General features: G+C 71.4%; 11 protein-coding genes. 7 read left to right on the forward strand and 4 right to left on the reverse strand.

The features are described 5' to 3' along the window. Nucleotides 1-442 precede the first annotated feature (442 nt). The 5 genes from ACG2DA_RS17425 to ACG2DA_RS17445 all read left to right on the forward strand — a co-directional run bounded on the left by ACG2DA_RS17425 (nt 443) and on the right by ACG2DA_RS17445 (nt 5,704). Entirely contained in the window at nt 443-1,393 is a 951-nt protein-coding gene (locus ACG2DA_RS17425) for a cation diffusion facilitator family transporter (RefSeq protein ID WP_395257135.1), read from the forward strand. Between the two features lie 128 nt (nt 1,394-1,521). After that, nucleotides 1,522-2,481 carry a DUF1559 domain-containing protein gene (locus ACG2DA_RS17430; RefSeq protein WP_395257137.1) on the forward strand — a complete coding sequence of 320 codons (960 nt, stop codon included), beginning with the start codon at nt 1,522-1,524 and terminating at the stop codon, nt 2,479-2,481. A gap of 84 nt (nt 2,482-2,565) precedes the next feature. Continuing rightward, nucleotides 2,566-3,519, forward strand: a complete 954-nt coding sequence (locus ACG2DA_RS17435) for a S1C family serine protease (protein WP_395257139.1) — start codon at nt 2,566-2,568, stop codon at nt 3,517-3,519. 215 nt (nt 3,520-3,734) lie between these two features. After that, the gene (locus ACG2DA_RS17440) at nt 3,735-4,094 is read left to right on the forward strand and encodes an RNA polymerase subunit sigma (protein WP_395257141.1); all 360 of its coding nucleotides are present in this window, start codon (nt 3,735-3,737) and stop codon (nt 4,092-4,094) included. 44 nt (nt 4,095-4,138) lie between these two features. Continuing rightward, the gene (locus tag ACG2DA_RS17445) at nt 4,139-5,704 is read left to right on the forward strand and encodes a DUF6798 domain-containing protein (RefSeq protein ID WP_395257143.1); all 1,566 of its coding nucleotides are present in this window, start codon (nt 4,139-4,141) and stop codon (nt 5,702-5,704) included. Nucleotides 5,705-5,886: 182 nt separating this feature from the next. Here ACG2DA_RS17445 and ACG2DA_RS17450 read toward each other — a convergent pair whose 3' ends face one another. The 3 genes from ACG2DA_RS17450 to ACG2DA_RS17460 form a co-directional block, all read right to left on the reverse strand. Continuing rightward, on the reverse strand, nt 5,887-6,339 hold the full coding sequence (locus tag ACG2DA_RS17450) for a hypothetical protein (RefSeq protein ID WP_395257145.1): 453 nt from the start codon (nt 6,337-6,339) through the stop codon (nt 5,887-5,889). 435 nt (nt 6,340-6,774) lie between these two features. After that, entirely contained in the window at nt 6,775-7,566 is a 792-nt protein-coding gene (locus tag ACG2DA_RS17455; protein WP_395257147.1) for a phosphoadenylyl-sulfate reductase, read from the reverse strand. Nucleotides 7,567-7,705: 139 nt separating this feature from the next. Beyond that, nucleotides 7,706-9,025, reverse strand: coding sequence for a M28 family metallopeptidase (locus ACG2DA_RS17460; RefSeq protein ID WP_395257149.1), 1,320 nt, complete (start codon nt 9,023-9,025; stop codon nt 7,706-7,708). 326 nt (nt 9,026-9,351) lie between these two features. Between ACG2DA_RS17460 and ACG2DA_RS17465 the strand changes: the two genes are divergently transcribed. Beyond that, the gene (locus ACG2DA_RS17465; RefSeq protein ID WP_395257155.1) at nt 9,352-9,606 is read left to right on the forward strand and encodes a hypothetical protein; all 255 of its coding nucleotides are present in this window, start codon (nt 9,352-9,354) and stop codon (nt 9,604-9,606) included. A 190-nt stretch (nt 9,607-9,796) separates the two neighbouring features. Here ACG2DA_RS17465 and ACG2DA_RS17470 read toward each other — a convergent pair whose 3' ends face one another. After that, nucleotides 9,797-11,320, reverse strand: coding sequence for a hypothetical protein (locus ACG2DA_RS17470; protein WP_395257151.1), 1,524 nt, complete (start codon nt 11,318-11,320; stop codon nt 9,797-9,799). A gap of 214 nt (nt 11,321-11,534) precedes the next feature. Between ACG2DA_RS17470 and ACG2DA_RS17475 the strand changes: the two genes are divergently transcribed. Further along, nucleotides 11,535-13,070, forward strand: coding sequence for a protein kinase (locus ACG2DA_RS17475; protein ID WP_395257153.1), 1,536 nt, complete (start codon nt 11,535-11,537; stop codon nt 13,068-13,070). Nucleotides 13,071-13,177 lie beyond the last annotated feature (107 nt).

Genomic DNA, 13,177 nt, shown 5'->3' on the forward strand with positions numbered 1-13,177 from the left:
GCCGGTACGGGTCGCCCGCCCCGCGGGGCGCACGCGGGAGGAGCCGTTTTTTGTTGGATCGGCGCACCGATTCCGGTGCGACGCCCTGCTTGTGTGTCGGGCTATCTTCACACCGTCTTCGCATTCTCTTCAACAGCGGTTCCCGCTTTGTGGCGGGGGGTCGCCCCCGGGGGATCGCCCGAAAGCCCGCTCGGCGTCGTCACCTGACGGTTCCCGCCCCGTCCCCGCACGGCCGCGAAGTTCGGCGGCGGCGGGCGACGAAGCGGGCGACGAAGCGGGCGACGAAGCGGGCGACGAAGCGGTCGGCAGGCCGGAGGGCGGGGCGATAGGATGTCGCCCCGCCCGTCCTTCGTCCGCTCCCCGCGCCCGCGACCGGTTCCCGCTCGACCGGCCCCCCGTGACTTCCGCCGCGTCCCCCTCCCCGCCTCGGTCCGAGCGTCCCGTGCGGGCCGCGTTTCCGGACCCGGTGCGGCCGGAGGACCCCGCCGCCGTGCGGGCGGCCCGGCGGAATCGCACACGGCGGCTGATCTTCGCCGGGGCCGTGGGCGTGGGGGTGCGGCTGGTGGTGATCGTCGCGGAGTTCGCGGCCTACCTGTTCTGCGGCGCCGATGTGCTGCTGGTCGACGCGGTCGCCAGCCTCGCGGACGTGGCGGCCAGCCTCGCCCTGCTGGCCGCGGTGAAGTACGCGGAGCGCCCGCCGGACGACGATCACCCCTTCGGCCACGGCCGGTTCGAACCGCTCGCCGGGCTGCAACTGGGCGTGCTCATCGTGCTGCTGGGCGCCGCGCTGGGCGGGCGGGCCGTGTGGGACGCGGCCCGGGAGGACGTGGCCCTGAACCTGCCGCTGTGGGCGGCGGCGGTCCCGCTGGCGGCGGCCGTGCTGCTGGAGATCACCGGCCGAGTGGTGAAGAACGTCGGCCGGCGGGAGCACAGTTCGGCGCTGATCGCCGAGGCGTACCACTACCGCATCGACGCCGGCACCAGCCTGATCGCCGCGGTCGGCCTGGCCGCGGCGGCGACGGCTCCGGCGTGGGGCGGCCTGATCGACCGCGGCGGGGCGGCCCTGCTGGCGACGCTGATGATCGCGCTCGGCTCCGCCGCCGTCTGGGAGAACCTGCATCAACTCGTGGACGGCGTGCCGGACGACGCCCGGTTCGAGCTCGTCCGCGAAGCCGCCGCCGCCGTGGAGGGGGTTTTAGAGGTGGAGAAGGTCCGCATCCAGCACGCCGGCCCGGACGCCCACGTGGACATCGACGTGGAGGTGAACCCGCACGAGACCGTCTGCGAGGCCCACCGCACCGCCCAGCACGTGCGGGCCGCGGTGCAGTCCGCCTGGCCCAGCGTGCGGGAGGTGGTCGTGCACGTGGAGCCGTACTACGAGGGCGATCATTAAAAACGGGCGCCCGCCGGGGGCGGTCCGCCGGGCGGGCGACGACCGGCACGCCGTCGTTGGACAACGCGCTCTCGCGTCGTCCAGAGTGTCCGTCCCGCCTTCCCCCGCCCTTCCCGGGTCCCGCCTGCATGTCGACCTTCCGCCCCGCCCCGGGTCCGTCCCGCCGCCGCGGCTTCACGCTGATCGAACTGCTGGTGGTGATCGCCGTCATCGCGATCCTCGTGTCGCTGCTGCTGCCCGCCGTGCAGCAGGCCCGGGAGGCCGCCCGCCGGACGGCCTGTTTGAACAACCTCAAACAGATCGGGCTGGCGATGCACAACTACGAGTCGACCCTCAAGACGTTCCCGTCCGGCTACCTGTACGTGCCGGGCGACGTCGGCGCCCCGGGAGGCGTGGGCAACGTCCGCGGCTACGGGTGGGGCGCCCTGCTGTTGCCGTACCTCGACCTGCCGACCGTCCACTCGGAGATCGACTTCAATCTCCCGATCTACGACCCGGCGAACGCCGCGATCCGCACCCGCCATCTGCCGGTGTTTCTCTGCCCGACGGACGCGGTCTCCGACGGCGGCTACGTGGTGATGGGCGAGGGCGAGGCGACCGAACCGCAGATCTCCACCGGCGAGGTCGAGGCCTACGCGATGGCCAGCTTCGTCGCCTGCTTCGGCCCGCCGGACCTGGACGAGAACCAGGAGCAGCGGGACGGGATGTTCAGCCGCAACAGCGCCACCCGCATCGCCGAGGTCCGCGACGGGCTCTCCAACACGCTGATGGTCGGCGAACGCAACAACGGCCCTTTCCGCGGCGGGGCCGAGCACGGCGTGCACTTCGAATACGAAACGAACTGGATCGGCGGCGTCCGCGAAATCACCGAGGCCAGCGACGACCACGGCCACATGATCCTGTTCCAGACCGGCCACACGCCCAACAGCGATCAGAGCGACGACCGCGACGTCTCCGCCCCGCACGTCGGCTTCGCCCAGTTCCTGCTGGGCGACGGCTCGGTGCACACCATCGGGGAGTCGATCGACTTCGAGATTTACAACGGCCTGGGCACCCGGGCCGGCAACGAGGTGCTGGAAGAGTGGTGAGCGGCGGCGTCGCGATCGGAGGTGCCGCGGTCCGGCCGGGTTTCTAAACTGCCCCGCCCCCGTTCCCGAACCGCCGCCCTGCCGATGCTCCGTTCGTCCGCTCTTGCCGCCGCGCTCGCCGCGACGTTCCCGGCCCTCCTCGCCGCCCCGGCCGCCGCGGACGTGCTGGAACTCCGCGGCGGGCAGAGCGTGACCGGAGAGATTTTGAAGGAGGACGGCGACGCCCTGTACGTCGATCTGGGCGTGGACGTGGTCCGCATCCCCAAGGACCGCGTGCTCTCCCGCCGGGCGGAGTCCGAAACCGACGCCGTCGACAACGTGACCGACCGCGGCGTCTACAAGACCGCCGATCTGCCCGGCGGCAGCGTCAAACAACTCGCCGACAAATACGGCGAGGGCGTGGTGTTGATCCAGACCCCCGGCGGGCTGGGCAGCGGGTTCATCATCAACGAGGACGGCCTCGCGGTGACGAACTATCACGTCGTCGAAAAAGAGACTCGCCTCGCCGCCACGCTTTACATTAAAGAGGGCGAGTCCCTGCGGCGCCGGCGGGTGCGGGACGTGGAGCTGGTCGCGCTCAACCCGTTTCTGGACCTGGCGCTGGTCCGCATTCCCAAGCCGGAGGGGGTGACCTTCAAGCCGGTGTTCCTCAGCGAGGAGGCGGACTACCGCGAGGGCGATACGGTGTTCGCCATCGGCAATCCGCTGGGGCTGGAACGCAGCGTGAGCCAGGGCATCGTCTCCAACCGCCACCGCAACTTCGAGGGGCTGACGTATATCCAGACCACCGCCCAGATTAATCCCGGCAACAGCGGCGGCCCGCTGTTCAACGACCGGGGCGAGGTGATCGGGGTGACCAATATGAAACTGACCTTCGGAGAAGGGTTGGGCTTCGCGATTCCCGTCACCTTCGTGAAGTCCTTTTTGGACGAGTGGGAGGCGTTCGCTTACGACCGCAACAACGCCAACAGCGGCTACCGCTATCTGGAGGCGCCCTCCCGCCGGAACCCGAACCCGCCGCCGGCCCCGGGGGAGTGAGCGCCGCGGCGGAGGGACGCGGCGGGAGCGGCCCGCCGGCCCGACCCTGACGGCACAACCGGGCGGCCGACGGCCGGATCGCCTTTGCAGACAGGGCGGTCGGTTGACGGTGGAAGGCGTCGGTTCAAGAATCGCCGACCTTCTTCGCGGCGTCCGCGACGGCCCCGCCGGCCGCGTCCGCCCGTTTTCCCCTTCGTCCCGACAGCGTCTCCGATATGAGCGGCCCGATCGTCCGCACCGGCTCCAACAGTAAGCTGCGTGAGGGCTGGGATCGCATCTTCGGCGACGGCGCCGACGCGGCCCCCGCCAAGTCCAAGGCGAAGCCCAAGAAGAAAGCCGCCGGCAAGGCCGCGGCCAAGAAGTCCGCCGGAACCAAGAAGGCGGCCGCCAAGAAGACCGCCGACGCGGCCCCCAAAGCCGTCGCCAAAAAGACCCCCGCCAAAAAGGCCGCCGCCCCCGCCAAGAAGGCGACCAAGAAGACCCCGGCGAAAAAAGCGGCCGCCGGCACGACCGCCAAGGCGGCCGTGAAGAAGAAGGGCCCCGCAAAGAAGGCCGGCAAGAAAAAGTCGGCCTGACCGTCCCCCCCGCCCGGGGTTTGCTGCGTGTGGAGCGTGCCGCGATGAAAGCCGTCGTCGCGGGCGCGCTGCTGTTTGCGGCGTTCATTGCCTATTCGCTCGTGCAAAGCCCCGTGCCGGGCGTGAACGAGCCGCAGTACCTCGGCAAGGCGCTGCACCTGGTCGACCCGAGCTTCTGCCCCGGCGACTTCTTCCTCGATTCCTCCGATCCGCACGGAGTGTTCGGGCTGCTGTGCGGTCCCGTGGCGGGGCAATTCGGCCTGCCCGCCGCGGCCCTGTTCGGCCGGGCGACGGGGCTGGCCCTGCTGGCCTGCGGCTGGACCCTGCTGGCCCGCCGGGTGATCGGCTCCGTCTGGGCGGCGCCGCTGAGCGGGGCGGCGTTTCTCGCGGCGGCGGCGGCGGGCAACCTCTCCGGCGAGTGGCTCGTCGGCGGGGCCGAGGGCAAGGTCTTCTCGTACGGCTTTCTGCTGCTGGCCCTGGCCTGGGGGCTGGATCGCCGCTGGCTGCTCGCGGGCGCGGCGGGCGGGGCGGCGGCGTCGTTTCACCCCGTCGTCGGCGTGTGGGGCGCCGCCTGCGGGGTCTTCGCCGCGGCGACGCTCGCCGGCCTGCGGCGCTGGCGGGGGGAACCGTTTGAACGGCCGACGGCTCGCACCGCGACGGGCGCCGCGGGGCTGTTCCTCCTCGCCGCCGCCCCCGGGCTGTGGTTCGCGCTGGGGGCGCTGGAGGCCGAGCCGGGCGTGGACGTCGGCCGGGCGAACTTTTTGCAGGTGTATCTCCGGCTGCCGCATCACCTCGACCCGATGACGTTCCGCACACCGGCGTGGGTCGGGTTCTTTCACCTGACGCTCGCCTGGGTCCTGCTGCGGCGCTGGGGACGACGGACCGCGGAGGAGCCGGCGTTCGCCCTGGTCGTGCTGGGGAGCCTGCTGCTGGCCTACGTCGGCGTGCTGATCGGGCTGCGGTCCGGCGAACCGCACGAGGCGGCCTACCCCTACCTGCGGGCCTTCCTGCTGAAGTTCTACCCGTTCCGCCTGGCGGACGTGCTGGTCCCGCTGGCGGCGTCCCTGGCCCTGGCGGGGTGCGCGATCCGGGGGGCGACCACGCCGCCGCGGATCGTCGCCGCGGCCGGGCTGGGGGTCGGGCTGTTCGCCCTCGGTCTGTGGATTCCCTTCTACGACCGCAATCCCGCCGGGCTGAGCGACGCCGACGCCGCCGCGTGGCGATCGATGTGCGGCTGGATCGATGAGAACCTGCCGGCGGACGCGATCGTCGTCACGCCGACCCGCAACCACGCCTTCAAGTGGTACGCGCGGCGGGCGGAGTACGTCTGCTTCAAGGACTGCCCACAGGACCCCGCGGGGATTCACGAATGGAACCGGCGGCTGCGGCTCGTGCGGGACTGGGCCCGCCTGCGGTGGGGCGACGACGCGACGCCCGGCTTCGACCGCCCGGAGCTGGGCGAACTGGGCGTGGCCACGGGTGCGGGCTACCTGCTGACCGGCACGCTGGAGCCGATCGACGTCCCGCCGACGCACGTCGCCGGCCCCTGGCGGCTCTACGCCCTGCGGCCGGACGCGGAGCGGCGACGCGATTCAACGCCCGCCGAATAAACCGACCCGACGCGTCAGCGAGGGCCGCGGGTCGGGGCCTCCCTCATCGCCCTCGCTGACGCTTCGGGTGGGTGTCGAAGCGGCTGCGAACAGAGCGGACGGCCATGAAAAAACGACCGCCCCCGATTCCGGAGGCGGTCGCGTCGGTCACTTGAAATCGGCTCTGCGAGCCGGGCTCAGGCTCAGTTGTTGGCGTCCGGCACCGGGACGAGCGGCTGACCGGTGGGCGGGAGCGGGTCGCAACCCTCGGCCGGCAGTTCCTTCTTCTCTTTGATCCGCTTGCCAAACGTCTCGCCGTTGCAGCTCTTCTCGCTCTCGATGCTCTCCAAGGCCTTGGTGAAGGCTTCCTGGTCCTTCTCGTTCTCCTTGACGACCTTCGCCAGGGCGGCCCCGTAGGGGTTCCGGATCTTCTTGTCCTTGGGCTGCGTCTTCTCGTGACAGATGTCGCAGCGGCCCTTTTTGATCGCGTCCTTGCCGAGGACGTCCTCGTACTTCTGGGCGAAGAACTTGAGGTGCTGGGGGCGGGCCTGAGCCTCGTCGGCGCCGTTGGGGGCCGGGGCGAGCAGCAGGCCGGCGGCGAGGGCGGCGAAAGCGACGCCGCCGATCAGACGGCGGGCGGGGCGAGCGGTGATCATGGGCGACGGTTACAGGTTTCGAGGAGGGTCCGGAGCGGCCGGGGAACGGGCCGCGGATGGATTCGGGGCCGCGGGGAGGCGGAAACGACCTGCCGGACGCCCGGGGCCGTGTCCGCGTCGCGGGGACACGGTTCGGTCGGACAAGTACAGCACGCCGCGTACCGGCCGGGCCGGCCCCGTCAATTCACCCCGCAATCCCCGGCGGCGCCGGACACGGCAGGACGAACGGATCGGGAGGACTGATTAGATCGCCCGCCGGGACCGTGCGTCAACCGGCGTTCGGCCGGTTCCGCCGGCGCCACGGCCGCGACCACCGCCCCAAAAGGACCGGCACCCCACCGCATCGCCAGCGGAAACACCCCCGGCCGTTGTCAGATTCGTCCCCGAATCGCGGCGCGGCGTTGTCAGAACAACAACCAGACTGTGCCGTTTTGACTAAATCACGAAGTCCGTCGCCCGGCCGAGCACCCGATCGACGAGGTCCTCGGGCAGGTCCACGGAGAGCTGTTCCGGGGGCATCATGTCCGTCGGGTTGATGCCGCAGTACTGGCTCCACGGGCCGAGGTGCCGCCAGCGGCCGGCCCGCTTGGGCTCGCCGGGCAGCACCGGGGTGGTGCACCGGTTGCAGCCGATCGTGGCGTAACCCTGCTCGTGCAGGGGGTTGGTGGGGATCTCGTTGTCCTTGAGGTACGCCGCCAACTCCTCGTCGGACATCGTGACGAGCGGATTGATGCGGAGGGTGTTCGTCTCCGGGTCCGGCGAGAGCACCGGGGTGCGGCCGCGGGGGCCGCCGTCGCTGCGCCGCAGCGAGGAGATCATCGCGTCGTACTCCCCGGCGACGGCCAGCAGCGGGTCGCTCTTCCGCATCCGGCAGCACTCCGCCTGTCCCTCCGGGGTGAGGTAGAGCACGCCCAGCTGGTTGGTCTGCTCCTCCATCGTCAGTTCGGGCGTGAGCGTACGGATCGTCAGGCCGTACTCCTCCGCGATGCGGTCGCGGTGGGCGTAGGTCTCCGGGAACAGCACGCCGGTGTCGACGAACAGCACCGGGATGTCCAGATCCAACGTGCTGAGCATGTGGCAGACCGCGCAGCCGGTCTTTTGCATGGACGACAGCGCGGCGAGCCGGTCGCCGAAGTGCTCTTTCGCCCAGCGGATCAGGTCCCGGGGGTCGCTGTGCTCGAACTGGGCGTTGAGGTCGGCCAGGTCGGCCAGCGTCAGGCGGGCCACGGGCGGGCCTTTCGGAGGGGGGGGAGCGGGCGGGGATAATAGGCGCCTTGGCGGTCCGAGGTGAACCGCGACCCGCGAACCCCGCTCCCCCGCGCCCAAGCCGGACGCATGCGTCCGGCTTAGGAAGGGCTCTCTTCCCTCAGAACACGCTGAGCAACAACACCTGGCTGAGCCGGACCAGCCAGCTGCGTTCCTTCTCGGTCATCTCGCCGCGTTCCAGCACGCCCTCGGTGACGCTCTTCGTCTGGGCGAGGGTCACCCGCTGCATCGTGCCGAAGCGGCGGCCGGTCGGGTTGTCCGGGCTCTCCGCCCGTTCGAGCAGCAGGCTGGTAATCCGGTTCACGGCCCGGGCCTCGTCCAGGTCCGGCGGGGGGTTCTCCTCCCAAACGGGGGCCTCGGCGTCGTTCGCGGTCTCGATCGTCACCGCGAGGATCAGCGAGGCGACCCGGGCCGCCTTCTCCACGTTGAGGTTCTCCGGCGTGTCGGTGGGCCGGTGGTAGTCGCCGTGCTCGCCGGTGCTGAAGAAGAGGAACGGAATGTCGCGGTCGCGGAACGGGCCGTAGTCGCTGCGGGTGCCGATCAGGTCGATGCCCAGCCGGGCCGTCTCCAACCCCTCCGGCAGGCCGGCCCGGTCGAGGGCGCTTTTGAGCTGCGGGGCGTGCTCGCTGCCCATCACGAACACGGTGGGCAGGTCCAGGTCGCCGAGGCTGCGGCCGATCATGTCGGCGATGAAGACGGCCTTGAGCTGCCGCATCGTGGCGTCGTTCTGCCCGCCGGTCAGCACGGCCGGCGGGTGGGCGGCGAACCAGCGGGAGCCGAACAGCATCCGCTCTTCGAGGTCGAAGGCGACGAACAGCACGGTGCGACGGGGGCCGTCGCCCCGTTCGGCGTCGCCGGCGAGGCGTTCGGCGACCTCCATCAGCATCGCCGTGCCGCTGGCGTTGTCGTCGGCGCCGGGGTACAGCACCCCGCCCCGCACGCCGAGGTGGTCGTAGTGGGCGCCGATCATCACCACCTCGTCCTTCACCGCCGGATCGGAACCCGGCAGCAGAGCGGCGACGTTCCGCCCGAACGGCCCGCCGTCCGGGCCGACGATCGTCTGATAGAAGCTCTGCTCCGCCGGTTCGCCGTCGCCGCCAGGCGGCGCGTCCCCGGGGGACGCCTCGAACGCCGGCTTCAGTCCCAGCGAGCTGAAGTGCTCGACGAGGTACTCCGCGGCGGCGTCCGCCCGGCCGCCGGGGCGACCGCCGCGGGCCGGGTCGGCGAGGTACTCCACGTGCGGCCGCAGGTCGTCGGCCGTGATCCGCAGCGGGGCGACGACCGGTTCGGCCGTCTCGGCGGCGGCGTTCTCCCCCTGCCCCAACGCCGCGGCGGTGGGCAGCGCGAACACCCAGACGGCGACGGCGACCAGCCGCGCGCGAATCGGCGACGGACAGACGGAAACGGGGAGGAGCCGCATGGGAGACGCATCCGTGCGCAGGACCGGGAACGCCCCCACGTTCGCCTGCGGGCGGTCCGGCGGCAAGGGCCGGCGGGCGCGAAGGGGACGGCAGGCGCGATTTTTCTCCCGGGGAGCGTCGCCCCGCTCAAACGGACTGAACCGCATCGACCGGTCGGGCCGAAGAACCGTTCGCGGCCGCATCGCGGCCCCGGGCCGGCGGGCCGCTTCGCCGGCCGCGCCCGACCCGCTCAACACCGCCCCCCGCCGCCGCCATGAACCGCCGCGTGCTCTCCCTTCCCGCCAGCCGCCGCCCGCTGCGGTTGGCTGCGCTGGCCGCCCTGACGATCTGCTGCGCGTTCGCCGCCCCCGCCGACGCGAAGGCCAGCGGCAAAGGCCAGCCGACCGACTGGAACCGGTTCTACCACTACCCCTACGTCTACTACCCGCGGAACTTCGAAGCCCCGCAGGAGTACGACAGCCTGTACTACAAGTACCCCGTCGAGCGCCGGATTCCCGTCTACCGCACGGACTGGCACAACTTTTATCCGCGGAACCGTCCGTACCACAGCGGCCACCACTTCTACCTCGACGTGTTCTGAGCCGACCCCGGCCCGGCCGCCGGCCGCCGACTACGCCCCGCACGGATGCGGGGTTCCCACCCGCAAGGACGCGGGGCACGCCCGCCGATCCCCCTCCCCGGGGTTCGGCGGGCGTTTGTATGCGCAGTCGAGACGGCCGAGCGGGAAACCGATCGGGCGGGAGACGCCCGGGGCGTTCCGCGGCCGGACGTCACTCCGGCGGGATGCGGACGATCTTGTTGTCCCGCCCGCGATCTTCCACGGGGCCGACGGATTCGATGCGGCACCCGCGGACGCGTTCGTCCAGGACCAGCGTGGCCGACGTGAAGTTCTTCACGACCGAGTTCTTCAGCCCCTTCCGCCCGCCGCACCGCAGCCGGTTCGCGTCGGCCGGGAGCGGCCGGGTCGTCCCGTCGTGCAGCACGAACGTGCAGCGTTCGCCGCAGATCACGCCGAGGTTCGCCTGGGCCGTCGGGACGACGTCGTCCGCGGGGTTGAGGATCGTCACCTCGTAGAAGGCGTCCTCCGGCGTGTCGCCCCGCGTGAGGTTGAACACGGGGCGGTAGGCGACGTCGGCCCGGCAGTCCTTCACGACCGCGGCGCCCTCGTCGCCGGCGGTGACGTCGAAGGCGAAGTCCCCCGCCTCCAGAACGGCGACGTTTTCCAGCGTCACGTCGCCTTCGCTGTGGACCTGAACGCCACCGCGGAACCGCTCCACGGTGGTGTCGATCACCGTGACGTTCCGGTCGCCGCCGTACGTGCGGATGCCGTCCTCGACGAGCGGGATCATCTGCCCGCGCGGGATCGGCCGCGTCCCCCGGTACATCGCCTGGAAGTCGTAGTCGACGGCCCGGCCGACCCGCTCCCGGTAAATGTCGTCCGTCGGCCGCAGCGTTCCGCTGAACAGGCAGTCCTCGATGTGCACGCCGTCGGCGCCGTGCATGTGCACGCAGTGGCCGAACGACTGCATAAATATCCGGCACCCGATCAGCCGGGTGTTTCGGGCGCCCTCGATCGACATGAATCCGTGCTTGTTGAGCCGGCCGAAATTCGGGCCGCCCTTCCCGTAGTAGTCCGTGTAGCCGTAGGGGACGGATCCCTGAATGACGAAGGTGCAATCTCGGAACGTCGAGTCGTCGCCCCGCACCTCGAACTCGTTCTCCGCCACGCTGTACTCCGGGTAGGGCCGGTCGAGCACGTTGCGGAAATAGCCCCCCTCGAACGTGTTGCCGTCGCCGAACAGATGCCACGTGTCCGAGACGTGCGGTCGTTTTGACAGCGGGCTCTGCACGGAGACCGGCGTTTCGATGACGACGCCCCGCAGGTCGAAATGATTGTTGGACCCGGTGACGGCGAACACGTGCTGGTGACGGTCGATCGGCGGGTCGACGCCCTCGGCCCGGTAGACGCCCGGCTTCATGCGCACCTTCTGCCCGTCTTTCCGCAGGGCGGCTCGGAACTCCTCCAGGGTTTCAACGACCGTAAATCCATCCCGCACTTCGAACGTCTCCGTCGCGGCGGGCGGGGCGGGCGGTTCCGTCGTCCTCACCTGCATCGGCGGGTTGCCCGCCCGTTGCAGGCCGAGGTTCTTCGTCTCCCGCTCCGGTCCCGCAGCCGGCCCTCCTGCGACGTCCTGCCCCACGGCCGTCGGCGACGACGCGGCGATCGGCGGCAACAGCGCGACCGCCATGACGAGCAGCGCCCGATGAGCGCCCCGCGCGATCGCGATGCTCAACGCGTTCCGATTCGAACTCCTCATTAATAGATATTTCGTTTCTTCGTGGAGCACGATTGCCGCCCCGGAAAGCGGGATCGGCCCCACAGGATTCGGCCGCCGGCGGCCGGCCGCAACCGTTCCCCGCCCGGCCGCCGTTCGCGATTTCCCTTGGCCGGGGAAGCGGGAGAAACAGCGGCGGGCGCGTGCGGTTCCGGGTACGTTCGCCGTTCTCATGACCGACGTTCCGCCCGCCACGCCGCCGGACACCCCGGGCCCCCCCGCCGGGTCGGGGGCGCCGCCGACGGCGCCCGCGTCGGCGGACGGCACGGTCGGCCCCGGGGCGGCCACTCGGGACGGCGGCGCCCGCCCGCAGGCGAACCGGGACGCCGTCCCCGCCGGGCGGACGCTGGGCCGGTTCCGGATCGACGGCGTCCTCGGGTACGGCGGGATGGGAACGGTTTATAAAGCGTTCGACCCCACGCTGGAGCGGCACGTCGCCCTGAAGGTGCCCCGCTTCGACGCCGCGACCGACCCCGAGCTCCTCCGGCAGTTCCTGCGGGAGGCCCGGGCCGCCGCCGCCGTGCGGCACCCCCATCTGGTCGAGGTGTACGAGGCCGGCACGATCGAATCGCCCGACGAGCCCGGCCGTCAGTGTTATCTCGCCGGCGAGCTGTGCGACGGTCCCGACCTGGCGAAGTGGCTGGCGGACCACACCGAGCCGCTCGACCCGCCGTTCGCCGCGGCGCTGCTGATCCCGCTGGCGGAGGCCGTGCATCGCTGCCACCTCGCCGGAGTGATCCACCGGGACCTCAAGCCGGCGAACGTCCTGCTGGACGCCCCGGACCCGCACCTGTCCGACCCGGGGCTCTCCGGCACCGGCTTTCGCCCGGGCATTCTGCCGTTCGTCCCAAAGGTGTCGGACTTCGGCGTGGCCCGCGTGCTGGAGGAAAGCGCCGCGGCGACCCGCACCAGCCGGGCCGTCGGCACGCCGCTGTATATGGCGCCGGAGCAGGCCGCGGAGCGGCCCGACGAGATCGGCCCGAGAACGGACGTGTGGGCCCTGGGGGCGATGCTCTACGAACTGCTGACCGGCCGTCCGCCGTTCGACGCCCCCACGACGTTGGCGCTGCTCCGACAGATCGCCGAGGAGGACCCGCCGCCGCCCCGGCACCTGCGGCCGGGCCTTCCCGCGGGGCTGGACGCGATCTGCATGAAGTGCCTGCGGAAGCGGCCGGCAGACCGCTACGCCAGCGCGGCGGACCTCGCCGCGGACCTGTTCGCCTGGCGCGAGGGCCGGGCGGTGGCGGCCCGGCGGTTCTGCTGGCGGGACCGCCTCGCCACCTGGCTCCGCCGCCCGGAACGGGTCCGGGACGCCGGAGCGGTCGCCGTCTCCTGGAACGGCGTGCTGACGGTCGGGATCGGGTTGATGGCGATGGACGTCGGCCTGGGCTGGGAGACGCCGCTGCCGCCCAACGAGGAGATTCTGGGGGAGGCGATCATGATCTCCGTCATCCACGCCGCGTTGACCTTCGTCGCCTGGCGTCACCTGTGCGGCGACCGCTGGGCCTTCTGGATCGGCCTGAGCGCGGCGACGATCTGCTGGGTCGTGGTGATGAACGGGCTGTTTCTGGGCGGCGGCGGGGGATTCAGCATGTACCGCGACCTGCCGGTGGCGAAGTACCTGATGATGATCACGCTCACGAGCGCCTTCAGCGCCCAGTTGGCGGCCTTCCTGCTGGCCGTCCGCGCGCGATTGGCCCTGAAATAGTCGGCGTGGGCGGCGGACCCGCCCTTGACGACGCGCGCCCCGCGGACCTACCCCCCGCCGGTCCGTCGACTCCGCCGCCGCGCCCCCGGTCTCCGAACCGGGCGGGG

The organism is Alienimonas sp. DA493 (assembly GCF_043951915.1).
Classification (GTDB): domain Bacteria; phylum Planctomycetota; class Planctomycetia; order Planctomycetales; family Planctomycetaceae; genus Alienimonas.